Source organism: Flavobacterium sp. FlaQc-30 (assembly GCF_044005885.1).
Lineage (GTDB): Bacteria > Bacteroidota > Bacteroidia > Flavobacteriales > Flavobacteriaceae > Flavobacterium.
In genome coordinates, this window is the sequence record NZ_JBIPCO010000002.1 from 457,986 (window position 1) to 484,903 (window position 26,918).

The 26,918-nt window shown below is 33.8% G+C and carries 20 protein-coding genes; 4 read left to right on the plus strand and 16 right to left on the minus strand.

Features of this window, described 5'->3' with window-relative positions; genetic code table 11:
* Nucleotides 1-9: 9 nt before the first annotated feature.
* From ACHRV0_RS07240 to truA, 4 genes are all read right to left on the minus strand, one after another.
* Entirely contained in the window at nucleotides 10-2,604 is a 2,595-nt protein-coding gene (locus ACHRV0_RS07240) for a zinc-dependent metalloprotease (RefSeq protein WP_395440365.1), read from the minus strand.
* An 86-nt stretch (nucleotides 2,605-2,690) separates the two neighbouring features.
* A complete protein-coding gene (locus ACHRV0_RS07245) occupies nucleotides 2,691-4,256 on the minus strand; it encodes a sensor histidine kinase (RefSeq protein WP_395440366.1) in 1,566 nt (521 codons plus the stop codon).
* Nucleotides 4,257-4,279: 23 nt separating this feature from the next.
* Nucleotides 4,280-6,034: an ABC transporter ATP-binding protein gene (locus tag ACHRV0_RS07250; protein ID WP_395440367.1), complete on the minus strand. Its 1,755-nt coding sequence runs from the start codon at nucleotides 6,032-6,034 to the stop codon at nucleotides 4,280-4,282.
* A gap of 78 nt (nucleotides 6,035-6,112) precedes the next feature.
* Entirely contained in the window at nucleotides 6,113-6,847 is a 735-nt protein-coding gene (gene truA, locus ACHRV0_RS07255) for a tRNA pseudouridine(38-40) synthase TruA (RefSeq protein ID WP_395440368.1), read from the minus strand.
* 445 nt (nucleotides 6,848-7,292) lie between these two features.
* Between truA and ACHRV0_RS07260 the strand changes: the two genes are divergently transcribed.
* Both ACHRV0_RS07260 and ACHRV0_RS07265 read left to right on the plus strand, forming a co-directional pair.
* Nucleotides 7,293-9,212 (plus strand): SPFH domain-containing protein, encoded by a 1,920-nt coding sequence (locus ACHRV0_RS07260; protein WP_089053247.1) that lies wholly within the window; start codon nucleotides 7,293-7,295, stop codon nucleotides 9,210-9,212.
* Nucleotides 9,213-9,424: 212 nt separating this feature from the next.
* A complete protein-coding gene (locus ACHRV0_RS07265) occupies nucleotides 9,425-9,919 on the plus strand; it encodes a metallophosphoesterase (RefSeq protein WP_129024068.1) in 495 nt (164 codons plus the stop codon).
* 5 nt (nucleotides 9,920-9,924) lie between these two features.
* On the opposite strand, the gene ACHRV0_RS07270 is transcribed toward ACHRV0_RS07265, so the two are convergent.
* From ACHRV0_RS07270 to ACHRV0_RS07280, 3 genes are all read right to left on the minus strand, one after another.
* Nucleotides 9,925-10,842: a sensor histidine kinase gene (locus tag ACHRV0_RS07270; RefSeq protein ID WP_395440369.1), complete on the minus strand. Its 918-nt coding sequence runs from the start codon at nucleotides 10,840-10,842 to the stop codon at nucleotides 9,925-9,927.
* Nucleotides 10,843-10,876: 34 nt separating this feature from the next.
* On the minus strand, nucleotides 10,877-11,539 hold the full coding sequence (locus ACHRV0_RS07275; RefSeq protein ID WP_089053250.1) for a response regulator transcription factor: 663 nt from the start codon (nucleotides 11,537-11,539) through the stop codon (nucleotides 10,877-10,879).
* A 162-nt stretch (nucleotides 11,540-11,701) separates the two neighbouring features.
* The gene (locus ACHRV0_RS07280; protein ID WP_089053251.1) at nucleotides 11,702-12,118 is read right to left on the minus strand and encodes a DUF4293 domain-containing protein; all 417 of its coding nucleotides are present in this window, start codon (nucleotides 12,116-12,118) and stop codon (nucleotides 11,702-11,704) included.
* A 183-nt stretch (nucleotides 12,119-12,301) separates the two neighbouring features.
* Between ACHRV0_RS07280 and rho the strand changes: the two genes are divergently transcribed.
* Complete coding sequence (rho, locus tag ACHRV0_RS07285) at nucleotides 12,302-14,128, plus strand: transcription termination factor Rho (RefSeq protein ID WP_395440370.1); 1,827 nt, start codon at nucleotides 12,302-12,304, stop codon at nucleotides 14,126-14,128.
* 182 nt (nucleotides 14,129-14,310) lie between these two features.
* On the opposite strand, the gene ACHRV0_RS07290 is transcribed toward rho, so the two are convergent.
* The 5 genes from ACHRV0_RS07290 to ACHRV0_RS07310 all read right to left on the minus strand — a co-directional run bounded on the left by ACHRV0_RS07290 (nucleotide 14,311) and on the right by ACHRV0_RS07310 (nucleotide 19,987).
* Complete coding sequence (locus tag ACHRV0_RS07290; RefSeq protein WP_395440371.1) at nucleotides 14,311-15,327, minus strand: M28 family peptidase; 1,017 nt, start codon at nucleotides 15,325-15,327, stop codon at nucleotides 14,311-14,313.
* 6 nt (nucleotides 15,328-15,333) lie between these two features.
* Entirely contained in the window at nucleotides 15,334-16,398 is a 1,065-nt protein-coding gene (locus tag ACHRV0_RS07295) for a DUF3667 domain-containing protein (protein ID WP_395440372.1), read from the minus strand.
* A 49-nt stretch (nucleotides 16,399-16,447) separates the two neighbouring features.
* Nucleotides 16,448-17,221, minus strand: a complete 774-nt coding sequence (locus ACHRV0_RS07300; RefSeq protein WP_395440373.1) for a dienelactone hydrolase family protein — start codon at nucleotides 17,219-17,221, stop codon at nucleotides 16,448-16,450.
* Between the two features lie 101 nt (nucleotides 17,222-17,322).
* Complete coding sequence (locus ACHRV0_RS07305) at nucleotides 17,323-19,524, minus strand: penicillin acylase family protein (RefSeq protein WP_395440374.1); 2,202 nt, start codon at nucleotides 19,522-19,524, stop codon at nucleotides 17,323-17,325.
* Between the two features lie 10 nt (nucleotides 19,525-19,534).
* Nucleotides 19,535-19,987, minus strand: coding sequence for an Lrp/AsnC family transcriptional regulator (locus tag ACHRV0_RS07310; protein WP_089053257.1), 453 nt, complete (start codon nucleotides 19,985-19,987; stop codon nucleotides 19,535-19,537).
* Nucleotides 19,988-20,181: 194 nt separating this feature from the next.
* Between ACHRV0_RS07310 and rocD the strand changes: the two genes are divergently transcribed.
* Nucleotides 20,182-21,432, plus strand: coding sequence for an ornithine--oxo-acid transaminase (rocD, locus tag ACHRV0_RS07315; RefSeq protein ID WP_395440375.1), 1,251 nt, complete (start codon nucleotides 20,182-20,184; stop codon nucleotides 21,430-21,432).
* A gap of 131 nt (nucleotides 21,433-21,563) precedes the next feature.
* Here the strand turns inward: rocD and ACHRV0_RS07320 are convergent, their stop codons facing one another.
* The 4 genes from ACHRV0_RS07320 to ACHRV0_RS07335 all read right to left on the minus strand — a co-directional run bounded on the left by ACHRV0_RS07320 (nucleotide 21,564) and on the right by ACHRV0_RS07335 (nucleotide 26,904).
* Nucleotides 21,564-23,498: a family 2A encapsulin nanocompartment cargo protein cysteine desulfurase gene (locus ACHRV0_RS07320; RefSeq protein ID WP_395440376.1), complete on the minus strand. Its 1,935-nt coding sequence runs from the start codon at nucleotides 23,496-23,498 to the stop codon at nucleotides 21,564-21,566.
* A complete protein-coding gene (locus tag ACHRV0_RS07325; protein WP_129024792.1) occupies nucleotides 23,482-24,402 on the minus strand; it encodes a family 2A encapsulin nanocompartment shell protein in 921 nt (306 codons plus the stop codon). Before ACHRV0_RS07325 ends, ACHRV0_RS07320 begins: the two co-directional genes overlap by 17 nt.
* A gap of 181 nt (nucleotides 24,403-24,583) precedes the next feature.
* The gene (epsC, locus tag ACHRV0_RS07330; RefSeq protein ID WP_129056390.1) at nucleotides 24,584-25,396 is read right to left on the minus strand and encodes a serine O-acetyltransferase EpsC; all 813 of its coding nucleotides are present in this window, start codon (nucleotides 25,394-25,396) and stop codon (nucleotides 24,584-24,586) included.
* 74 nt (nucleotides 25,397-25,470) lie between these two features.
* Complete coding sequence (locus ACHRV0_RS07335) at nucleotides 25,471-26,904, minus strand: APC family permease (protein ID WP_129024794.1); 1,434 nt, start codon at nucleotides 26,902-26,904, stop codon at nucleotides 25,471-25,473.
* Nucleotides 26,905-26,918 lie beyond the last annotated feature (14 nt).

The following is a 26,918-nucleotide window of genomic DNA, read 5'->3' on the forward strand; positions in this document are numbered from 1 at the left end:
TATTGTATATTAATTGATTGTGTTGTTTAGCGCTTTTTCGATTCTTTGAATTAAATCGGTATAATGATTTTGAGTCGATTGATCTCCAATATTCTTTTTCAGTTTTAGTAATTTTAAGACTGTATTCAATTCTCCTTTTTTATCAGAGGTAACTTCTGTAACTCTTTTTAAAGAAGTCTGATTGATATTCCGAACCATTTTCGAATCTTCTAAATAATTGCATAAATGCGGCATATTTAGTGTTTCCTGAATGTCGATTATTTTTTTACCATCTGTTTTTTCAAATATTTTATTTGTAGAAACAATCAAAACATCTACATAGTTCTTTTGCGTCATACGCTCTAGAATTGTCAGCGATTTACCTTGTATTGTTCCTGCAAATACACTTTGATGTATCTTTTTAAATAAATCATTTACGGTAAATACCTTCTCAGTGGTTTTATTTCGTTGGTACAATTCGTTTTCTGTTATTCGAAGTAAACGATCATCACTAAACAAATCGTATAAAATACCGTACTGCAATTCTCTTGATAAAGTATAAGGCGTGTATTCGTAAGGTCCTACAGGAGAATCTTTAAGCGGATTTGTTTTGTCTAAAATATCGTTAAAGAATAACCATTGTGGAATTGTAAGTACATTTTTGATCAAATAATCGGCTGCTCTTTTTTGCATTACTGCCGAAACTGGAATGTAACTTTGTTTGTTATCTCCGTGAACAGTTTCATTTAGATAAACTCCGCCAATATTATTTAACACATGGCGATTGTATAATTGCCATTGACCAATAGTTCCAATATAAAGTTTACCAGTTTCGTAATACGTGCGATCTTTGTCGTACGTCCAGTTTAAGATATTATCGACTACACGTTTTAGATTTTTTAAACCATATTCGCTCGCTTTTACAGCGTCATTTCCTAAGTCTTCAGATTGTGAACGCGGATCGATTATATTTTCTTGCTGTTCGCCATAAAAGTAAATCGGATCATTTTGATGTTTGGCAATTAATTCGTTTAATTTTAAAGTTTCATTTTCATTCACATTATACCATCTGTAACCCCATTCGATAGCATATTTATCATATTCACCAATTTTTGGAGTAATTACAGTAACATTATCTTCTGGCTGTGCCACATAATTGTAACGAGCATAATCCATAATAGATGGTGCGGTACCGCCCATTTTTGCAGTAAAATCTTTAGAACGCAAAGATTCAACATCATAAGCAAAAGAAGATCCCATATTATGTTTAAGTCCAAAAGTATGACCAACTTCATGTGATGATACAAATCGAATAGCTTCTCCCATAAGTTCATCGCTAAATTTGTTTCCTCTGGCTTTTGGGTCAATTGGACCAGTTTGTATACGCATCCAGCTTTGTAAAGACGTCATTACATTATGCCACCATATAATATCAGCTTCTAGAATTTCACCGCTTCTTGGGTCAACAACAGATGGTCCCATTGCGTTTGATTTTGGCGATGCTGCATATGTAATTACAGAATAACGTACATCATCTATATCAAAATCTAAATCCTTTTCAGTAGGTTCTTTTGCAATAATAGCATTTTTAAATCCAGCTTTTTCAAAAGCAACCTGCCAGTCGTGAACACCGTCAATAATATAATTTCTCCATTGTTTTGGAGTCGAAGGATCGATATAATAAACAATTTGCTTTTTAGGTTCAACCAGTTCACCTTTTAAATAACGTTCTTCATCTTCTTTTTTAGGTTCCAAACGCCAGCGTGTAATAAGTTCTTTTTCGAGCATTGACTGCTGGGCATCAGCAAAGTACCAATGTTTTTCAGTGAAATAACCAATTCGTCTATCAGAAAAACGTGGTTTCATAGGTGTTTTATCCAACAAAACAATATTGCTTGTTACACCAAGAGTTACAGATAAAGCTGGTCCGCCTTCGCTTACAGAAGTCGTTAACTGTGATTTTACAACAATGTTTTTAGGAAATGATTTTAAACTTTCAATATAAGATAAGTCAGATTTTACAGAACCTCCAAAACCAATGTTGCTCAAAACATCATTGAAGCTTTTTTGCTTACCGTCAAAAATTTTATTTACCTTAATTACAACCGCAGTCGAATCGTTATTTTTAGTTTCAATATCAAAAACTTCAATAATTGATTCAGAGAAATTGTCGATTACTGATGCTGTAATAGCGTCTTCTTTAGGAGAAGAAACTTTTGGGACATATGATTTTACCCAAACCTTCTTTGCAATTGTATCTTTATAAAAGGTAATTATTTTGTTTTCATAATTCATCCCTTTGTTTAATCCAGCTTCATTAACCTGAAATGGAACTTGAGATAATTTGTTTACAACTAGAAATTCTCTTTTAAATAAACTATCCTGAATTTCAAAATAAACATCGGTTTTAACCTGAATAATATTAAACAGACCTTTTTTAAGGGTTCCTTTTTTGATAAGGTCACCATATTTCTTTGCTTTTTTTGAATCAGTAGAATCTTTTGCAATTTCGGTATCCGTTTCTTTTTTCTTTTTCTTCTGAGCAAGAACAGTAACGGGAACAAATAAAAGTAGAACTAGTAAGCAGAATAATTTTAAATTATGCAGGAATGCCTTTTCCTTCATTTTGATGTTAAGTTTAAGTTAATTTTCCGCCGAAGCTATTTGATTTTAGCTCGAAAAAAAAACAAAAGGGAGTGAGTGGCTTTATTTTAGGAGTGAATGTGTATTAATGGCAGGATACAAACAAAATTGCCCTCTTTTTCTGAGGTTTCAAAATTGGTTTTCGAGTAAAATTGATAAATACTGTTCAGATAATTTAGTCCAAACTTGGTTCCGGGCTCGCTGTCGGCCTTTTTTTGGAGATTGTTCGTAATAATTACTTGATCTTTCTGAATCAGAATTTGAGTTTTTAACGGTGTTTCCTGCGTCGCTTTATTATGCTTAATTGCATTCTCAATCACAACTTGAAGAGCCAGATACGGAATAAATTTTTCTAAGGCTTCTTGGTCTTCGATTTGAATCGAAAAGAACAATTCTTCCTTAAAACGGGTTTGCTGTAAAAAGATATATTTTTCAATAAACAATAATTCCTGCTTTAGCGGAACAATGTTTTTTTCTGGCGGATCTATTAAATAACGATAAATACGTGATAAGTTCAGTGTAAACTTTTGTGCAGTTTTTACATCGCTGCTAATTAACATATACAGTGAATTGAGCGAATTGAATAAAAAATGAGGATTTATTTGTTCCTTTAATTGTTGCAGCTGAGTAAGCGCTTTTTCTTTTATAATTTTCTCATTCTCGACAAGCAGTTTGTTCTTTTCATTTTCGACAATTTCTTTTTCCTTATAAGCACGTCTGTTTGCATAAGAGAAGATGTAGAAAATCAATAAAAGCATTACAGTTGTAATCGAATAAATCCAAGTCGAGTATTTTTTGATTAGGGATACATTTTCGACTTCAAAAATTTTAGGAGAATTAACAGATACAAACCATCGAGAACCTTTAATATCTAATTTTTTTGTAAATCGGATTACATCAAGTTTTAAAAACTCGGACATTGTAATTCTTTTTACGAAATCTTTTTTCTTGCTGAAAATAGTATCTGAAGGTTTAACAGAAGAAACATCAAATATATTTTTTCCAACAAATTTTAAGTCTGGGTGAAAAATACAAGCACCAGTTTTATCAAATACAAAAGCATAATTAGAAACTGTTTTGTCGATAGTAGACAAGTAGGCGTGGAGGTTCTTTAAATTAATGTCATACCCATAACGAACAACGGTATTTTTTGAAGTTAGTTTGAAATAAATTCTCCAAAGCCATTGTTTATTTTGAAATATAACTGTACTTACATGATTTGCATCTTTGTTTTTAAGAATAAAATCTGCAGCTTCCTTCTTCCTTTCGTCAGAAGGAAAAGTAATTCCAAATTGAATTTTGTCGTCATTAATTTGAAACCAGTTGTTCGTAATCATTGCATTTGTGGCTTGCAATGAAGACAAAACTTTTAAGTTTGTCGATAAATTACTAGAATTACTTATGTTTAGAATATGTTTTATTTGGTTTTCCTGTTCTAGAAATTTTGAAAATTCCTGCGACATGAATTCCTGCTTTTTATAAAAGCTGCGCTGCGCCATATCTTCACTTGCTTGTTCTGTAAGATCTGTAATCAATTTACTAAGTACGTAAACAGAAGTAACGGTAATTAGTATAGAGATAATTACATAAATTAAAAAGGCACGACGGGAAGTGGTATTGTATTTAAATTTCAAAAAAGTATTGTATTGTTTAAAACCTAATTTGCAACTGCAAATTGTGAGTCATATAAGTTTTTATAATAGCCATCGGTTTTAGTGAGTAATTCTTGATGTGTTCCTTGTTCTACGATTAACCCTTTATCCATAACCACAATTTTATCTGCATTAACAATTGTTGCCAATCGGTGTGCGATAATAATTGAAGTTCTTCCTTTTGTAATCGTTTCTGTAGCGCGCTGAATTAATTCTTCTGAATAAGTATCGATCGACGAAGTGGCTTCATCTAAAATCAAAATACTTGGGTTGCTTACGTACGAACGCAAAAAAGCAATAAGCTGTCTTTGTCCAGACGAAAGCATTACACCTCGTTCTTTAACATCAAAATCATAATTGTCAGGCAGACTCATAATAAAGTCATGAACGCCAATTTTTTTTGCAGCTTCTAAAACCTGTTCACGACTGATTTCTGGATTATGCAGTGTAATATTATTGTAAATCGTATCGGCAAACAAAAAGACATCTTGGAGTACAACCGCAATTTGTTTTCGTAAAGAAGCCAAAGTATAATTTTCGATATTGTGACCATCAATAAAAATGCTGCCGCTGTTAATTTCATAAAAGCGATTCAGTAAATTAATAATAGTCGATTTTCCTGCACCTGTAGAACCAACAATGGCAATTGTTTGTCCCGCATTCACAGATAAGTCAATTCCTTTAATAACTTCTTCTTCGGGAATATAACTAAAACGAACTTGTTTGAATTCTATGCTTCCTTCAAATACTGGAGCTTCAAGAGTTCCTGTATCCTGAATATGATCTTGTGTGTCTATAACATCAAAAACACGATTGGCAGCAATCATTCCTAATTGCATCTCATTAAATTTATCAGCAATCTGTCTCAACGGATTAAACAACATTCCGATAAACATCGTATAAGAAAATAAATCTCCAAACGTGGTGAAATGATCTCCATTTAAAATTTTAAAACCACCGTAAACCACCACTAATCCTAAAGTAATTGAAGAGATAATATCGGCAATAGGGAAAAATATCGAGTTGTATAAAATGGTTTTAATCCAAGCAACTCTATGCTTATTGTTGATTTCTTTGAAATTTTCGGCTTCGATTTTTTCACGGTTAAAAAGCTGTACGATTTTCATTCCCGTAACACGTTCCTGTACGAATGAGTTCATGTTTGCAATTTGCGTTCGCACTTCCTCGAAAGCAACCTGCATTTTACGCTGAAAAATTCTAGTGATGTAAACAAGAATTGGCATTGCTACAACAACAATCCAAGTTAGTTTCCAGTTCATATAAAACATAAAAATCAAAACCACCAGCATTTTCATCAAATCGCTTATAATCATAAACAAACCTTGGCTGAAAATTCGAGCAATCGATTCAATATCTGAAACAGATCTGGTCACCAATTGTCCTACTGGAACCAAATCAAAATATTTCATTCTAAAACTCAAGATGTGTTTGAAAAGTTTTGTACGAATGTCTTTTACAATATCCTGTCCAAGCCAGTTGGCCCAATATACAAAGTAAAACTGAGAGAAAACTTCCATCAGTAAAACCACTCCCATTAAAATAATATATAGCAGTAAACCTTGCTTGTCATGAGTTGCGATATAGCCGTCGACCGTTTGTTTTAGTAAATAAGGTCGAAGCGCTGCAAAAATCGATAATGAAATTGCAAAAATAATAACGCCGTAGTAGCGCCATTTATAAGGCTTGGTATATTTTAGAATTCGTTTGAATAATCCGGTATCAAATGCTTTTGCTTTCATTTTTTATGCTTTAAGCTATAAGCTTTAGGCTGTAGGCACAAAGTTTAGAGCTTAATGCTTACAGCTTAAAGCCTATAGCTATAAATAGTCGTAATAAATTTTGGTTAAATATAAACCATGTGCAGGAACTGAAAAACCTGCTTTTTCTCTGTTTTTACTGGCAATAATATTTTCAAGATCTGCCAGTGTAATTTTATGTAAACCAATATTGACTAAAGTTCCCACGATTGCGCGAACCATATTCCGTAAAAAACGATTGGCCGATATTGTAAAAATTAATTTATTGTTTTCAACTTTCCAATACGCCTCAAAAATTGTGCAATCAAAGGTGTTTACATCTGTATGTACTTTTGAGAAACATTGGAAATCGGTATGCTGCAGCAAAATTTTCGCCGCCTCATTCATCAAAGCTACATCTAATTTTTGATTAAAGTACCAGCTTAACTCCTGCAAAAATGGATTTTTAACAGTGTTTATGTGGTATTCATAAGTTCTTTTTGTAGCATCAAATCTGCAATGCGCATCATCGTGAACTTGAATCAGATTAAAAATGGCAATGTCTTTTGGTAAATACGAATTAAGCTTATGAACCAGAATTTTGCTGTCAATATCAGAATCGTAATCAAAATGCGCATACATTTCCTCAGCGTGAACACCAGTATCAGTTCGTCCAGCGCCCATTAAAACGATGCGCGAATTTAGTAAAACTGAAAGCGCTTTATTTAAAGTTTCCTGAACAGATGAGGCGTTGGGCTGAATTTGCCAGCCATGATAATGTGTTCCGTTATAAGCAAATTGAATAAAATATCTCATTTTAAGGTGCAGTCCCGAAGTTTCGGGACTGAGGTGCAAAGGTACAAAGATTTTTTTCTTTATAGGTTCAAAGGTTCAAAGAGGCAGAGGTTCAGAGTTTTTTCTGTAGAGACGCACTGCAGTGCGTCTAGTTTTAGATTAGAATATATTTTTTAAATTATTTTGAAAATTTGTTAATCGGCAGAATAATAAAAAATCAGTAATGAAAAACCTTTGAACCTCTGCCTCTTTGAGCCTTTGGACCTGTTAAAAAGCGTTAAACCCAAAAATACCAATCATAGTTTGTTCAGTGAAAAATCGTGTCAGAAATTGACAATTCCAACGATTTAAAAAAGTCTTTTTTTGCGAGTTTTTTAGATGAAATAACTAAATGTTAATTTTTGAAAATATTTCATTTTAACAGGAAATATTTCGCTTATGTTTGTAGTCTAAATATCAAAAAACTATGAATGAAATTACTTCTTATTGGTGGATAATTTTAATCTTATTCGCCATTGTATTTTACAAATTTATTTTGCGCGTTTTCTTCGGAATGGTCATTGTTCCAGAGGATAAAATTGGTTTAGTAACCAAGAAATTTGTTTTGTTTGGCGCAGACAAATCATTGCCAGACGGTCGAATCATTGCTACAAAAGGCGAGGCTGGTTATCAGGCACAAACATTAGCTCCGGGTTTGTATTGGGGAATGTGGATTTGGCAGTATTCAATCGATATGACGGGATTTACCATTATTCCAGAAGGAAAAATTGGTTTGGTTTTAAGTAAAGATGGAAAAGAAATTCCAACCGGAAGAATCTTAGCCAGAAAAGTCGAAAGTGACAATTTTCAGGATGCGACAGCATTCTTGAATAATGGCGGACAAAAAGGACGTCAAACCGCTTTTATTACAACGGGATCGTATCGTATAAATACTTTTTTGTTCGAAATTATTATCGCTGATCAAATCAAGATTTACGAAAACATGATTGGTATTGTAACGGCGCTTGATGGAGAGCCTATTCCGCAAGGACAAATTGCAGGTAAGTTTGTGAACGATCATAATAATTTTCAGGATTTTGATAAGTTTTTAGAGCATGGCGGAAATCGTGGTTTGCAGCCTCAGGTTATGCTGGCGGGTTCGTATTATATTAATACGTGGGGAATTTTGATCGAACAAAATCCAATGACTGATGTGCCAATTGGATATGTTGGAGTTGTGATTTCTTATATTGGAGAAGATGGACAGGACGTTACAGGCGATACTTTTAAACATGGAAATATTGTTTCAAAAGGGCAAAGAGGTGTTTGGATGGAGCCTTTTGGACCTGGAAAATACGCTCTGAATAAATACACAACCAAACTAGAGCCAGTTCCAACAACGAATTTAGTATTAAACTGGGCTAACGCACGCAGTGAATCGCATGACTTGGATAAAAATCTTTCGACAATTACAGTTCGTTCAAAAGATGGTTTCCCTTTCAATTTGGATGTAGCGCAAATCATTCACGTTCCCGCTGCCGAAGCACCAAAAGTTATTGCTCGATTTGGAAGCATGAACAATTTAGTTTCTCAAGTGTTAGAACCCACAATTGGTAACTACTTTAGAAACTCGGCTCAGGATAGCGATGTGATTTCGTTTTTAACAACCAGAAAAGAACGTCAGGAATCGGCAAAAAATCACATTAAATTAGTACTTGACGAGTACAACGTAAATGCGGTTGATACTTTGATTGGAGATATTGTTCCGCCAGATTCATTAATGAAAACGTTAACCGATAGAAAACTGGCCGAGGAAGAGCAAAAAACATATCAAACCCAAAGAATGGCGCAAGAGCAGCGTCAGGGAATGGAAAAAGAAACTGCAATTGCTGATATGCAGAAAGAAATAGTTAGAGCATCACAAAGTGTTGAAATCGCACAACGTACTGCCGATGCAACGGTAAAAAAAGCAGAAGGTGATGCAACTAGTTTAAAACTAAATGTAAACGCCGAAGCAGAAGCTACGAAAATGCGCGCAAATGCTGAAGCAGAAGCAACCAAAGCCAGAGCAGGAGCACAGGCAGAAGCAACCAAACTAAATGCAAGTGCAGAAGCGGAGCGAATTTCAAAAACGGGTCTTGCTGAAGCAGAGAAAATCATGGCAATTGGTAAATCGACTGCAGAATCATATCAATTACAAGTTACCGCAATGGGAGGTGATAATTTTACCCGCTACAAAGTAACAGAGGAAATTGGTAAAGGAAACATCAAAGTAATTCCAGATGTTCTAATTTCAGGAAATGCTGGTTCTGATGGATCTATTAGTGGTTTATTAGGAATGAAGCTTATGGAAATGATGGATACGAAAGAGGCAAAGGATGTGAAAAATCAAACCTCTAAAAAATAGTAATGAATAAATACCTAACAGGTTTTAAAAACCTTTTAGGATATAAATCCGATTGGCTTTCGCTAATCGGATTTTTTATTTTAAAATTAAAAGAAAAATTTTCGAACCTGATAAAGAAAATCCTCAGAATCTTAGCCTCTCAGAACCTTAGTCCCTTTAAAAAAACCTTTGTACCTTTGCCTCTCAGAACCTTCGCCCCTCTTTAAAAAAATATGAAAAAAATCCTTTTGCTTTCAGATACTCACAGTCATATTGATGATACAATTTTAAAATATGTGGCTCAGGCAGACGAAGTGTGGCACGCTGGAGATATTGGAGATTTGAATGTAACTGACACGATCAAAAAGCTGAAACCTCTGCGCTGTGTGTATGGTAATATTGATGATGCAAAAGCAAGATTAGAATTTCCGCTGCACAATCGGTTTTTGTGTGAAAATGTTTCTGTTTGGATAACCCATATTGGTGGTTATCCCGGAAAATACAATCCCAATATTAGGGAAGAAATGGCTGAGAATCCGCCAAAATTATTTATTTGCGGACATTCGCATATTTTAAAGGTAATGTTTGACAAGAAGAATAATTTACTGCATATGAATCCTGGTGCTGCTGGTAAAAGTGGATTTCATCAAATGAGAACAATGCTGCGTTTTGTAATCGATGATGACAAAATAAAGGATCTTGAGATTATAGAAATTGGTAAAAAGTAATTTTTTTAATGAGATAATGGAATTTGGATTTTAATTGTGGTTCCATTATTTTCTTTTGAGGCGATAGAAAAACTGCCTTTGTATTTTTTGATTCTAGCTCTAATGCGGTTAATTCCAAAACCTTCTATTTGGTTTAGTTTAAGTGTTTTAAAACCTTTTCCGTCATCATGAATAATTATTACAAAGTGCTCGTTTTTTTCCTGCAATGAAATTTGGGCTTTTTGTGCTTCACTGTGTTTAATAATATTATTGAATAATTCAGTTACAATGAAGTAAAGCTTCATTTCAAATTTCTCGGAATATCTTTTTTCTGTTGGAATAGAACTCGAAAACTCAAAACGTACATTTGACGTAGTGTTTTTTTCGCATAAATCTTCTAAAGCATAAATTAACCCAAATCGTACTAAAAGAGTAGGAACAAGGTCATGAGACATATCACGCAATAAATCGTGCGCTTCTTCTAAAATCATTTTTGATTTGCTGATTTCTTCAGATGTTATATTGTATTTAGCGGTGTAAACGTTTAAATGCAAGGAAGCTGAAGTTAAAAGTGAGTTGATATTGTCGTGTAAAAACGATGCGATTTTTTTTTGTTCGTTTTCCTGACTATCAATTCCTGCATTAATAACGTTAAGGAGTATTTTTTGTTTAATGTCTTTTCTCCTGATTTTTTGTTTGAGCTTGTTGTTTTGATAAACAAAATAAAATAGGAGGGAAATGATAATGATAAGTACAATAAATAAGCTGACAACTTTTTTGTTTCTTAACTGCTCACGTTTAATTTGAGGAGAAACAGTATTTTTGTTAGGATCATTCAGTAATTCAGTATTCGTTTTTTCAGAAAGATTATTTTGTTGACCGTAGACTTTGTCTCCATTGGAAATAAAGAGCAGTATCAATATGAAAACTCGAATAAACAGCATAAATTTCTAATAGTTTTTTATTGTCTTTGTTGAATTATGAATTAATTAAATTATTTTTTAAGGCATATTTTACCAATCCGATTGTGTTTTTTATCTGTAGTTTTTTCATGATATTCTTGCGATGCGTTTCGACAGTATTTGTGCTGATAAAAAGTTGTTCGCTTATTTCTTTTCCACTGTATTCCAAACATATCAGCGTGATTATTTCAATTTCACGCGGACTTAAAATTGGATTTTCGATATAAACATCTTTGTTTACTTTTGGATTGTTTTGAAAAAAAATGTTGAATATTTTCTCTCTTACAGCATCACAAAAATATTCTTGTTCCTGATAAACAGCTTCAATTGCTTCGATGATATTTTGACCTGCACATTTTTTTGTCAAATAGCCTTTGGCGCCTAATTTCATTACTTCTTTTATGATTTTTAAATCATCATAACTAGATAAAATAATCACTTTTGCTGGAAATCCTTTTTGACTGAATTCTTTTAAAACTTCAACACCGTCTTTTCCGGGCATACTGATGTCAAGAATTAATATATCTGGTTTGTCGAGCAAGATATCTTCATAAATAGTGCTGCCATTCAATGAGCTTCCTACAACTTCAAAATTAGAAACAGTTTGAAGTAAATTGGTGAGCCCATCAATCAGTACTTGATGATCGTCGGCAAGATGAATCCTTATTTTATTTGTCATAATGGTTTTTGGAACAGAATACAAATTTATGAAAAAAATATCTTACAACTTTGTTTTTGATCTTCGTTTTAGAATTATCAGTTCAAGGGTAAATTAAAAGCACAAAAAAACCCGAAATAAAATTTCGGGTTCTCTTCGCACATAAAAATTAAGTTTATAGGTTTATCTCAAACGATCTACAGATTTTACAAGATCTTCGTCCTTTTTGATGGCTTTATTAGCTAAAACTAATAACACGATAGCAACAATAGGAAGAAACATCCCAATACCTTTCTCAGAAACAGCGTTTACTGTCTCTCCAGATAAATTTAGAGAACGATATACAAATAATCCTAATAAAATTAAATTTAATATTATGTTCAATCTGCCCATTACAAATTGATTTTGTCTTTTCTTGTATGAAATGATACTAACGATGCTAAGCATTGTGCTTAATCCTAGTAAAACAGTGTAAAGCTGATCTTGCATAAAGTAAAAAGCTTTACCAGTATTTAAGGTCCAAAGCGGCGTAAAAAACATTAAAACCCCTGTTACTAAAAAGGTAAGAATTAAATATACGGTTTGAATTCGTTGTATCATGATCTAAAATTGTTTTACAAAAATATATTTTCTTTTTTTAAAATACTATTGTATGATTAAATTTTATTCGTATTATTGCATCATAATACCGTAAGCACTTCATACTGCGGTCAATTGAATTAAATATATCTACCTATTCTTTTACAGTTTTTCCTTTAAAATAATTAAATTCATAGAACATTCATGTTTGATATTTCTGCATTAAAAGAAATGAAGCTTTCTGAGCTTCAAGAAATAGCTAAGTTAGCTAAAACAATAAAGTTTAATGGCGTTAAAAAAGATACACTGATTACTCAGATATTAGCGCACCAAGAGGCGGCTTCAGCGGCGCCGGAACCAACTATTGTTGAAAAGGAAATAACTGATGATAAACCAAAAAGAGCTAGAATTGCTCCGGCAAAAAAAATTGTCAGTAAAAATGCTCCAGTTTTAGAATTTGATAAGATTGAAGAAACTCCAAAGGAAATTGAAACTCCTGCGGCGGTAGAAAAAAAGGAAACTGTACAAGTTCAAGAAAAAGCAGAAAATAAAACGGCAGAGAATAAAGCAGCAGAAAAGAAAGCACCGAAAATAGTTAAGTTTAATAAATCAGCTTACGAAAAAAAGGTAGCCCTGCAAAAAGAAAAAGAAGCAGCAAAAGAAATAGTTTCAAACGAAGAAACATCTGAAACTCCTGAAACACCAGCAATTGTTGCAAATACAGAGAAATCTGAAACTCCTGCCCCAGCAAAAAAGATTGTTCCTAATCAGAATAAAAATCAAAATCCCAACCCAAATCAAAATCCAGCTCAAAACCCAAACCAAAGCGGGAATGGAAACGGGAATAACGGAAACCAGAATCCAAACCAAAATCATAAAAATAAAAAGAATAATTTCAGAGATTCAGATTTTGAATTTGACGGAATTATAGAAAGTGAAGGTGTTCTTGAAATGATGCCTGACGGTTACGGATTTTTACGTTCATCAGATTATAATTATTTAGCGTCTCCTGATGATATTTATTTATCGACTTCACAAATTAGATTGTTTGGTTTAAAAACAGGAGATACTGTAAAAGGAGTGGTTCGTCCTCCAAAAGAAGGAGAAAAGTTTTTTCCTTTAGTTCGTGTTCTTAAAATCAATGGTCACGATCCGCAAGTGGTTCGTGATAGAGTTTCTTTTGAACATTTGACACCGGTTTTTCCTTCAGAAAAATTCAAATTAGCTGAAAAAGGAAGTTCGGTTTCTACACGTATTATCGATTTGTTTTCTCCGATAGGAAAAGGACAACGTGGTATGATAGTCGCACAACCGAAAACGGGTAAAACAATGTTATTAAAAGACATTGCAAATGCGATTGCAGCTAACCATCCTGAGGTTTATTTAATTGTTCTTTTAATTGATGAGCGTCCTGAAGAGGTTACTGATATGCAAAGAAGTGTTCGTGGTGAAGTAATTGCTTCAACGTTTGACAGAGAGCCGCAAGAACACGTGAAAATTGCTAATATCGTTCTTGAAAAAGCAAAACGTTTAGTAGAATGTGGTCACGATGTAGTAATTTTATTAGATTCGATTACACGTTTAGCAAGAGCTTATAATACAGTTCAACCCGCATCTGGAAAAGTGTTAAGTGGAGGTGTTGATGCAAATGCATTACAAAAACCAAAACGTTTCTTTGGAGCGGCTAGAAATGTAGAAAATGGAGGATCATTAAGTATCATCGCAACTGCATTGACAGAAACAGGTTCTAAAATGGATGAGGTTATCTTTGAAGAGTTCAAAGGAACTGGTAACATGGAACTTCAATTAGATCGTAAAATTGCTAACAAACGTATTTTTCCTGCAATCGATCTTACTTCGTCAAGCACGCGTCGTGATGACTTATTATTAGACGAAAAAACATTACAAAGAATGTGGATTATGCGTAAATATCTTTCAGATATGAACCCAGTAGAATCTATGGATTTTGTAAACGATCGTTTCAAAAAAACAAGAAATAATGAGGAGTTTTTGATTTCTATGAATGACTAGAGGAAGTTGCAAAGGGACATAGGTTCAAAGTTGCAAAGGTTTTATTTGTAGAGATTTAAATCTTGAAGATATATATCACAAAAAAAGGATAAGCTAAGCTTATCCTTTTTTTGTGATATAAAGTTAGAAAAAAACTCTGAACCTTTATAACTCTGAACCTTTGTGCCTTAAAAATAAGAACCTTATTTCTTATCAACTACAGGTCTATTTTCTCTATTTGCTAAATCCCAAGCAACAACAAAAGCTAATTTAGTTCTTTTAGTTAGAGCGTCGTATTCAATTTTTTCAGGATTGTCGTCTTTTCCGTGGTAATCTTCGTGAACTCCATTGAAGAAGAAAACAGAAGGAATACCATGTTTAGCAAAGTTATAATGATCAGAACGCTCGTAGAAATGATTTGGATCTTTTGGGTCATTGAATTTAAAATCTAAATCTACTTTAGTGTATTTTTCATTTTGAGATACTACAGCATTGTGTAAATCCGATGATAATCGATCAGCACCAATTACATAAACATAATTGTTTGTTTTAGCATGTTCTACGTCACGACGACCAATCATATCAATATTGATATCGGCAACAGTATTGGCAAGTGGAAATAAAGGATTTTCAGAGTAATAACGTGAACCATGTAAACCATGTTCTTCGCCAGTTACGTGAAGGAATAAAATTGAACGTTTTGGTCCGTGCCCTTGTTTTTTTGCTTTTGCAAATGCTTTTGCCATTTCTATAACCGCAACAGTTCCAGAACCGTCATCATCGGCACCATTGTATATGTCTTCACCTTTAACGCCTACGTGGTCGTAATGCGCTGAAATTACTAAAACTTCATTTGGTTTTTCAGATCCTTCAATATATGCCCAGATGTTTTCAGAGTCTGGTAAGTTTTCGTTACGTCTTGCATTTAGGAAAGATGCAGGGATATGCTGGTAATAATCTTTTGCTCCTTTTGGGAATGAAACACCGCTTTTTTTGTATTGCTCAATCATATATAATCCAGCCTTTTTTTGTCCGGGAGAACCCGTTTCTCGGCCTTGCATTTCATCTGATGCAACAACATACAGCATTTTTTTTAGGTCTTTTTCAGAAATCGAGTTTAAGTATTTCGTTGGATCTGAGTTGTCTTTTGATGCAGCTGATTGGGTGTTTTTACACGAAAACGCTGAGGCAATTAATAATAAAACTACAATTTTTTTCATTTGGTATTAGTGTAAATTGATAAATGTGTAAAAAGCAAAAGCAATTAGTAAAAATAGAATAAAAAATGAATTTATGAAAAATAATACTACGCTTTTGGTAAAGGATACAATTCTCGATTCTCCGTAAAATCTATGATGCGCCGGGAAAAAATAATAAAACGCCCACATGACTCCTGCAAATGTGAAACAGTCAATTACGATAGAAAGAAAAGAATTGTTTATTGCGTTTCCTATTTTTCCAACGGAGAAAAGTACTAGAAAAATCAGTAGTAAAAACGAAAAATAATGCAGCGTAAATATACCATGGTCAAAATAGTACCAACGCTTTTTATTATGAAAGATCCATAAAAAGAAAGCGAAAAATGGCATGATAATAAATAAAACTTTGGGTAAGTTATGTATAAAAGATTCTATGAATTTATTGAAAAGTTCTTGATTCGTATTTTTATCCTTTATGATTTGTATTTTTCTGTTTATCCAATAACTAAAATCAGAAAGTTTCTCGGATTTTGAACCATATTTTTGAATGGAGTCGATTTCTTTAACAGATTTGTATCCTAAATTGATAAGACTATTGTCACTTGATTTTGGATTGTCTAGCATATTCTGAATCGCCTTTTTGTCTTCTGGTGATACTGAATCAGAATTTAATAAGGCTTTTACGTTTTCATTTTCTTTTAATGAATTTGTCTGCTTTGAAATTTCTTTTTGAACCTTTTTTGTTTTTACAGATTCGCTTGTGTCTTCTTCTACATGAATAGGAAACATAGCTATTAACAGAAAGGTTATAAAACTTATAAAAATATAAAGTCTTACCGGAGCCAAATAAGATAATCGTTTTCCTGAAAGATATTCTTTAGTTAAAGTTGAAGGTTTTAAAAGAAGGTTTTTTATGGTTTTCCAAAATGCATTTTCATAGTGTGTTAGATCTTCAATGAAATGAATAAATAAATGATGAAAAGTTTTACGGGAATCACTGTTTTCTTGTCCGCAGTTAGGACAGAACTTTTGTTCAACAACATGTCTGCAGTTCAAGCAGGTTTTGTCTTCTCTAATTTTGTTGTGTGACATTGGTGTATTAATTGTTTTGATTTTGGTTTTTTGATTGGTGTTTTAACAGTTATTTTTTAAGCACTTCATTTAGAAAAAGCTGTAAATGCTCGAACGCTCTTTTTGCCGCAACGGGATTATAAGCTGCGCCTTTTGAATTGTCGTTTCCAGCTTCAGGATTTGTAAACGAGTGTACCGAATTTGCATAATAAATCATCTGCCAATCGGCTTTAGAATCGCGCATTTCCTGCTGAAATGATGCCACTTCATCTTTTGATACAAACGGATCATCAGCACCATGACAAATAAGAACTTTAGTAGTAATTGGTTCGGTTTTTCTAGAAGCATCTTTTCCTAAACCTCCATGAAACGAAGCAACGCCTTTAAGCTTTAAACCTCCGCGAGCGGCTTCTAAAACTCCTGTTCCTCCAAAACAATACCCAATAGCGGCAATATTGTCTTGGTTTGCGCCTAATTTTATTAATTCATAAAGTGCAATATCAATTCTTTTTTGGTATGCTTCATAATTTGTTTTATAATAACCGGCTTGTTTTCCAGCTTCAGAAGTGTTTTTAGGAACATTTCCTTCGCCATAAATATCAGCTATAAAAACATTATAGCCCAGTTTGGCTAAATTTTCGGCAATTCCTTTAGAAGCAGAATCAATTCCAAGCCATGCTGGAAGCAATAAAATGCTTGGGTTTTCGATACTTTTTTTAGCCGCTTTTATATATAAGCCATTTAAAACCTGCTTGCCGTCAGAATATTTTATTGGTTTCAATTGTGCATTCATTAGAGTAGTATTTAGTAAAATTCCTAAAACAAATAGCTGTATGATTTTCATAAAATGATATTTTTAAGACAAATATGAGGAATATTACAATAAAAAAAAACCTCAAAAGACATTTCTTCTGAGGTTTGTTTATTTAAAGCAGACTTTAGAGATTATTCTCCTGGATGATAAGTACGTTCTGCATTTTTTTCGACGTCCTCTTTATAAAATAAAACATCTTTAAATTGTCCATTTTGATACATTTGGGCTTGATCAAAAAAATGTTTTGAGTTTATGTCTCCGCTATTTCCTCCTGCTAATAAAGATTTCGCTTTTATCTTTGATCCAAATTCAACCACGCAGACAAAACTATTGCCATTGTAACCGTAACGTTTTTTAGAACCATTTTGGTAACTGCTTTTAAAAGAAGGAAGACTTCCCCAAGAACCGGGGCCATAAGCAATTGGTAAACTTGGTTTCGAATCGTCGTATTTTAAATTAATATCACCATTAGAACGTTGAAAACGATTAATTTCTCCCCACGGAATCTGCCATGTTCCCCATTTCGCTTTTAAATCTTTTACTACTGCCTGCAATTGTGGAACTAATTGGTCTGCAGTAGCATTTTTAGCAAATTTTTTAGTGTTTTCGACTTGATCAGTTTCTCCTTCATTAACATAAGCTTTTTGAATGATAGGATCTAGTTTGTATGCCCATTCGACTGCTAGAGTTGTTGCTATAGAATTTTCTTTGGCATAATAATCCCAGTTTTTTAAAATAGAGATTGGTTCAGCAAGTTCAATATAGGCTGCATCAGTTGGTTTTATATTTTTTTCGAAAACTTCTGTTAAAGCAGGAATTAAGATTTCAAAAATAGATAGTTTAGAATCGTAACCGTCTGTAATAACTTCGTCTAAAGTGTATTTTTTGTCTTGGCTAAAAATACGAACAGCATTTATTCCCCTAAAATTTTCTCCATCAGGAGCCATATAGGCAGGGTAGTCTTCTTTTTTTGGACTGTTAGTTCCTGCTGCGGTGTATGGTGTTGAATTACAGTTCTGGAGCCAGCCATTTGTTGGATTATACAAATGAACTGTTTCATTTACGTCGTGCAGTCCTTTCCATTGTGTCGCAGAAATCGATCCGTCAACTACTTTTGACCAATTGAGTTTTTTATCTCTTACCGGAATAAAGTTTCCATGCCAATAAGCAATATTTCCTTTACTGTCCGCATAAACAGTATTGTTGGAAGTATTGGCTTTCAAATCCATTGCTTTTTTATAGTCGTTAAAATCTGTTGATTTAGTTCTAACCCAGCTTTGAATTAAACTATTCATTGATCGGTTATTAGATTTTAAACTTATCCATTTTCCGTCTCGTTTAGCCATTATTGGACCATTATTGGTAAAATAAGTTTTAAATGTTTTAGGAACTAGTTTTCCATCTTCTAAATACTTAATGGTGATTTCTTTCTCAATTACAGGAATTAATTTTTTGTCGTATTCGTAGAACAGTTTATTTTTTTTCAAAATAATTTTTTCCGCATACATATCGGCAACATCTACATTTGAAGAAGTGTGCATCCAGCCGCAGTTTTCATTAAATCCTTGATAGATAAAAAATTGCCCCCAGGTCACGGCGCCATAAGCATTTAAACCTTCTTCACTCGAAACTTGTACTTCGGGTCTAAAATAAAAAGTAGTATGAGGATTAATATAAAGAATAGCATTTCCAGAAGCCGTTTTTGAAGGAGCAAAGGCAAATCCATTTGAACCAGTCTGTACATTTTTTTCTCTTTCTACGTAGGCTGTTTTTTCATTACTGCCCGAGTAAAAAGCTTTTAATTCTCCTACTGAAAGATCGGCTGTACTAATTGCACCAATACTGCCATCGGTCCAAAGTAAAGGAAACCAAGGCTCGAAATGAGTTAGTAAAAGAGGTTTTACTTCAGGATGTTTGTATAAGTAAAAATTGATTCCATCAGCATAACTATCCAATAGTTTTTTGAGCCATGGAGCGGCATTTTTATAATCGGTTTTAGCTTCGTTAATATCTATTAAAAGTTTTATTTCTAAATCATTATATAAAACAGATTGTCCTTTTATTTCAGAAAGACGACCTAGTTTTTCGATATAATTCATCTCAACACGTTTAAAGTCATCTTCGCATTGTGCATACATTAAACCAAAAACAGCCGCAGCATCCGTTTTTCCATAAATATGAGGAATTCCCCAATTATCACGAATTATGGTTACTTTTTGTGCCGTTTCCTCCAATTTTGCAATTTCTTTTTTACTTAGGTTTTGAGAAAAAGCAAACATAGAAATGCAGCAAAAAAGAAGTGTTGTTTGTAACAATTTAGCAGAATAAATCATATTAGTTTTTTTACAAGGATACATTTCGTTTAAAGGCACATCCTAATTCAACCATCGAATCTGTTTTTGCAATTCCGGGTATATTATCGATTTTTTCGTATAATATTTTTCGCATGTGCTCGTGGTTTTTTGCGGTAATCTTAAGGTAAAGCGTAAAAGATCCAGTTACAAAATAACATTCTGTGATCTCTGGAATTGCTTTTAAGGCTTCAATAATTCTTTCCGAGTCAGAATCTTTATTGAGCGTAATTCCAGTAAAAGAAGCCCAGTCATAGCCAATTTGCTTTTCATTTAAAATAGGTTTGATGCCTGCAATTATACCTTGTTCAAATAAACGATTAATACGTTGATGCACCATTGTATTCGAAATCTTCAAATTAGAAGCAATTGTCGAATAAGCTATTCTGCCATCTTTTTCTAATTCTTTGATAATTTTTACGTCAAACTCATCTAAAATATCCATGCGAAAATTTTTATTTTCTGTAAAGATAAAAATAAGTCTGATTTGTCTGGGTAATTATAAAAACAAAATGACTTAATATGTGTTTTAAAATTAATGTTTTGGTTTTTTAAAAGCTATTTTTAAGTTAAATTGTCTTGTTTTTGATTTAAAATAAATAATTTTTATACTTTTGCAGAAGTAAAAAAGAAATTATCATGGCAAATACTCAAGAAATACTTTCGGCAAAATCTGAGATTTTAATCGAGAAAGAGAATAAATACGGAGCTCACAATTATCATCCGCTTCCTGTGGTTTTAGAAAAAGGAGAAGGCGTTTATGTATGGGATGTTGACGGGAAAAAGTATTATGATTTTTTATCGGCATATTCAGCAGTAAATCAAGGGCATTGTCATCCTAAAATTGTGAAAGCAATGGTTGATCAAGCTCAAAAATTGACGCTTACTTCGCGTGCTTTTTACAATGATAAATTAGGAAACTACGAAGAATTTGTAACGAAGTATTTTGGTTTTGATAAAGTTTTACCAATGAATACAGGTGCAGAAGCTGTTGAAACCGCTCTTAAAGTATGTCGTAAATGGGCTTATGAAGTAAAAGGGATTCCAGAAAATCAAGCGCAGATCATTGTTTGCGAGAATAATTTTCACGGAAGAACAACTACAATTATTTCGTTTTCTAATGATGAATCGGCTCGTAAAAACTTTGGACCGTTTACAGATGGATTTATAAAAATTGAATATGATAATCTTGAAGCACTTGAAAAAGCTTTAGAATCATCAAAAACTATTGCAGGATTTTTAGTAGAGCCAATTCAAGGTGAAGCTGGTGTTTATGTACCGTCTGAAGGATATTTAGCAAAAGCAAAAGCACTGTGCGAAAAACATAATGTTTTATTTATTGCCGATGAGGTTCAAACAGGAATTGCGCGTACAGGAAAATTATTAGCGGTTCACCATGAAAATGTACAGCCTGATATTTTGATTTTGGGTAAAGCAATTTCTGGCGGAGTTTATCCAGTTTCGGCTGTTTTATGTAATGACGAAATTATGAATGTCATTAAACCGGGTCAGCATGGATCTACTTTTGGAGGAAATCCTGTTGCGGCGGCTGTTGCAATTGCAGCTTTGGAAGTTGTAAAAGAAGAAAATCTTGCTGAAAATGCAGAGCGTTTAGGTATTATTTTAAGAAAGGGATTAAACGAAATCGCTGAAAGAAATGATTTAATCACGCTGGTTCGCGGTAAAGGACTTTTGAATGCTATTGTTATTAACTGCGATGAAGATTCTGATTTAGCTTGGCAGATTTGTCTAAAATTTAGAGATAACGGACTGCTTGCAAAACCAACTCATGGTAATAAAATTAGATTAGCACCGCCTTTGGTAATGACAGAAACTCAAATACAAGAATGTCTGGTTATAATCGAAAAATCATTGAATGAATTTAAGTAATTAATTCAGCTTACTTTATTATATAAAAAGGCGTTCGCCGCGGCGAACGCCTTTTTATATAATTACTTAAAATATCAAAAAAAGTAATTATCTCGTCGAATAGATGCGTGAGACATTTACTCTTAATTATATTAAAATCTTACTTTTTTAAGTTCCCACAATGTCTTGATAAAAGTATCAACGTCTTGTGTGGTATTGTAAAAAGCCAATGAAGGACGAACTGTAGTTTCAACTCCCATTCGTCGTAAAATAGGCTGTGCACAATGATGACCGGTACGTACTGCAACACCTTCTTTATTTAAAGCCTGTCCAACTTGATCATTGCTGTAACCTTGTAAGTTAAAAGAGAGTACACTCGCTTTATCTTTTGCAGTTCCAATCAATCGTACGCCCGGAATTTCTTTTAAAAGATTTGTTGCGTATTCCAGCAAATAATGCTCGTATTGTCCAATGGCATCGATACCTAATTTGGTAACATAATCGATTGCTGCGCCAAGACCAATAGCATCTGCAATATTTCCTGTTCCAGCTTCAAAACGATTAGGAGCTTTGTGGTATTTTATTTTCTCAAAAGTTACATCCTGAATCATGTTTCCGCCAGATTGATACGGAGGCATTTCATTTAATAAATCTTCTTTACCATACAAAGCGCCAATTCCGGTTGGACCAAAAAGCTTATGTCCAGAAAATACGAGCCAATCTGGATTTAAATCCTGTACATCAACTTTCATGTGCGAAACGGATTGTGCGCCGTCTATTAGAACTTTGGCACCAACAGCATGCGCCATTTCAGTAATTCTTTTAGCAGGAGTTACGGTACCAAGTGCGTTTGAAACTTGTGTAAAAGCAACCAAACGTGTTTTTGAGTTTAGCAGTTTTGCATATTCATCCAGCAAAATCTGACCATCGTCATCAACAGGAATTACTCTAAGTTTTAAACCTTTTTTGTCTGCTAGTCGTTTCCACGGAACTATATTGGCGTGATGTTCTAAATTACTTACGATAATTTCATCGCCGGCACTCAAATTTTGGTCCCCCCAAGTACAGGCTACTAAATTTATAGCTTCTGTTGCACCTCGCACAAAAACAATTTCGTTTACCGAAGAGGCATTCAAGAATGTTTTTACCTTTTCACGAGCTGCTTCATAAGCATCAGAAGCTCTGGCGGCTAACTCGTGTGCTGCACGATGAATGTTTGAATTTTCATGTTCATAGAAATAAGCAATACGCTCAATTACCGATTTTGGTTTTTGAGTGGTAGCCGCATTATCAAACCAAACTAATGGTTTTCCGTTTACTGTTTCGCTTAAAATTGGGAAATCTTTTTTGATCAGATTGGCATCAAAATGAGAAGTTGTAAAACCGCTAATTTCTTTGTGGTCAAAAGTATTTCCAACTACTGCATTTGTATTTCTCTTATCAAAAGCAAACGGGTTTTGATCTAAAAAGTAATACGAATTTACAGCGTCATTTCCATTAAATGGAAAAGCTTCACGTTTTGTAAATTGTGTATCAACAAATGCTAAAGCTGCTTTTAGTTCAGTCTCAAAGGACGAATTTTCTGTTTGAAATGGCAGATATTCATTGTTTAAGAGCAACTGTGAAAAAAAGCTTTCTTCATTTAATTGTGGAGTTACTGCGTTTTTCAAATTAGTATCATAAAAACTAGTATGCGGATTGTTGAGGTTTAAATTATAATCTTCCTGAACTCCCGATGTTGTAACGCCGCTATTAGGATCAAATCCTGCTCCGGCATTAGGATATAATGCTGAAGCTCCTGAACCATAATTTGCAACTGTAGGTGAGGCTCCAAAACCATTAATTACAGGCAAAGCTGAAGGTGCGTTTACTGTGCTTTGTGATGAAATTGGAGGGTCACCGCTGCCTAAATTGCCAGTTTGCAAAAACGTTTCTACAACTTTTGCGGCACGAGGATGTTCATTGCGATCTGGACTTAACGAGATTTCTTTAGGAAACTCGTTAGGCAGCGCCTTGAACAATTCGTTAGCTAAATGCTGTAAATCGTCAATGTTTGGCAAGCCGTTATTGTTAGTATTTGTACTCATGATATTTGCCTATTTCTACATCTTCTAAAACTGCGATCGCATCATCTACTAAAATGGCTAATGAACAATAAAGAGATACCAAATAAGAGGCAATTGCTTTTTCGTTTATTCCCATAAAACGAACTGATAATCCCGGAGATTGCTCGCCTTGTAGTCCCGGTTGAATAAGACCGATAACACCTTGACGACTTTCGCCGGTACGCAATAAAATGATTTTTGATTTTCCGTTTTTAATTGGCAGTTTATCCGATGGAATCAGCGGAATACCTCTCCAAGTCAAAAATTGAGATCCAAATAAAGACGTAGTTGGCGGCGGTACACCACGACGTGTACATTCGCGTCCAAAAGCAGCAATAGCTAATGGATGCAGCAAGAAAAAACCAGGTTCTTTCCATACTTTAGTCAGTAACTCGTCTAAATCGTCTGGAGTTGGTGCGCCCGTTCTAGTTTTTATAATTTGAGAGGGTGCAACATTACTCAACAATCCATAATCTTTATTATTGATTAATTCGCTTTCCTGACGTTCTTTAATCGTTTCTATTGCCAGTCGAAGCTGCTCAGAAATTTGATTATAAGGTTTGCTGTACAAGTCAGAAACACGAGTATGCACTTCGACAATAGTTTGTACTGCAGCAAGATTATATTCTCGAGGATTCTCGATATAATCAACAAAGGTATTTGGTAAAACCCTTTCGTCTCGCGCAGAACAGTCAACTTGTATATGATTGGCATCTTTTACCTTGTTCAAACGAAAAACTCCAGATTCTACGGGAGTCCAATGTAAAAGATGCGTCAGCCAGCGCGGACTGATAGTTCCAATTTGAGGAACTGTACGTGTAGCAATTGCTAATTGTCTTGCAGCTACATCTCCTAATGCGGTCTGCTGTTGTTTTGATTCCGCCATGATTTAAAGGTTTAAAAGGTTAATTGATTTTTGATTAAAAATGCTTATTATTAGATGTTTAGAAACATTTTTTAATTTGATATATAAATTTAGATTAAAAATAAAAGCACTCAAAATAAATTGGATTTAATTTATAGTAAAATTGTTTTTAAATTATTGATATACAGTGTTTATGAATCGGTTATTCACTAAATACGATCGAATTATTGTCTTTTATTTTAATTTCATTTTTGTGATATACGATTGAATTTGACGGGACAGTATAAGTAAGCCAGACATTTCCGCCAATGATCGAATCGCTTCCTACAACCGTTTGTCCGCCCAAAATGGTGCTGTTCGAATAAATAATAACATTGTTCTCAATAGTTGGATGTCTTTTAATGAAAGCATCTTCTTTTTTTACACTCAAAGCACCCAGCGTAACACCTTGAAAAAGCTGTACATTATCGCCAATAATTGTGGTTTCGCCAATAACAATTCCAGTTCCGTGGTCAATTGCAAAATCATTTCCTATTTGTGCGCCCGGATGAATTTCTATACTGGTTTTAATATGTGCATATTCTGAGATAGTTCTTGCCAAAAGCTTTAAATCCTGTTTCCATAATTGATGTGAAAATCGGTATATCGCAATTGCAAAAAAGCCGGGATAAGAATACAATACTTCTTCGAGCGATTTTGCGGCTGGATCTTTTGTAAAAATGCTTAAAGCATCATTTATCGTCTTTTTATGCAAATGCGGTATGGCGTTAAAAAAAGTCAGTGTCTGCTCTTTATCAGGATCGTTTCTTTGCGAAAAATCTTGAACTAATTCATCAAAACGCTTTTTCAATTGATTGAATTTGTATTTAATTGTAGCTTCAGATTCGTATGATTTTGACGTATTTGAAAACAAAATGACGAATAAGTCATCAATAAACAGGTGGATTAATTTCTTCTCTGGAAGTATTAGTAATTCCTGATGCTGTTTTGCTATTTCTTGATAAAATGAATTCATAATAAAGTGTTTTTTGGTTAGTAACTAACATTTACGAGAAATCAACTAATCTGAATTTGTACTTTTAAAATAGGCTAAATGTCTGAGTTTTTAGGTGTCGAAAATTTCTCTCTTATATAATAAACAGGTATTCCAATTCCTGCAATGATCAATCCTGGCCAAGTGTAAGTAGGTTTGTAAATGATTAATAAAATGCAAAAAGCTGATCCTAAAAGAATATAAATGGCGGGCAAAAACGGATATCCAAAAGCTTTATAAGGACGTTCGTGTTTAGGTTTGTTAATACGCAGCACAAAAATTCCGGCAATAGTGATAACGTAAAACAAAACCACTACAAAGGAAATCATGTCTAACAAATTGCCGTAACGTCCGCTTAAACTCAAAATTACCGCCATAAAAAACTGTATCCAAAGGGCATTTGCAGGAACTGAATGTTTGTTTAATATCGCCGTTTTTTTGAAGAACAAACCGTCTTTTGCCATACTTTGATAAACTCTTGCGCCCGATAGAATCATTCCGTTAGCACAACCAAACGAAGCAATTAAAATCATTAAGGCAATAATCGAAGTTCCGCTTGAACCAAAAATAGCCTGCGCAGCCGCAATTCCAACGCGATCTTTTTCTGGTGTTCCAATAGCTTCAACAGGTAAAACAGCGGTAAACATTACATTTAATGAAACATAAATTAGGGTTACAACTGCAGTTCCTAGAAGTAAACTCAAACCAATATTGCGTTTTGGATTTTTTATTTCGTCAGATACAAAAGTTACATTGTTCCATGCGTCGTAACTAATTACCGTTCCTACTAATGCCGAAGCTATTGCACCCCAAAATGCTGGTGTATTCGTATATTGTAAAAAAGTGCCGTCAGGATTTAGCTTTTGAAGATGAAATGGATTCGTCCAGTTTGTCTGCCAGATTTCGGGTTTAAAAAATATAAATCCGAAAATAATTAATGCTAATAAGCTGATCAACTTAGTTCCTGTAAAAAACTTCTGAATGACCTTTCCTAGTTTTACACCTTTGGTATTTATATAAGTCAGAATAAATAACAAGACAATAGAGGAGAGCTGTGCCGGAGAAATTGTAAACGATTCTCCAATTCTAAAAGCAATCAGATCTTCACTAAAAAACGGAAAAAAGTAAGCCAGAAATTTAAAGAACGAAACACAAACTGCGGCAATTGTTCCTGTTTGAATAACCGTAAATAAACTCCAGCCGTAAACAAAAGCCACAAGCGGATTGTAAGCTTCTTTTAAATAAACATATTGACCTCCAGATTTAGGAAACATACCGCTCAACTCGCCATAACTTACCGCAGCGATCAAAGTCATGAAACCGCCAATGAGCCAAACTAAAATAAGCCATCCTGCTGATCCTACGTTTCGGGTAACATCAGCACTCACAATAAAAATTCCAGAACCAATCATTCCGCTGGCAACCAATAAGGCTGCATCGGCAAGACCGAGTTCTCTTTTGTATTCTTGTTTTTTTTCTATTTCAGACATTCTAAATTTTATTT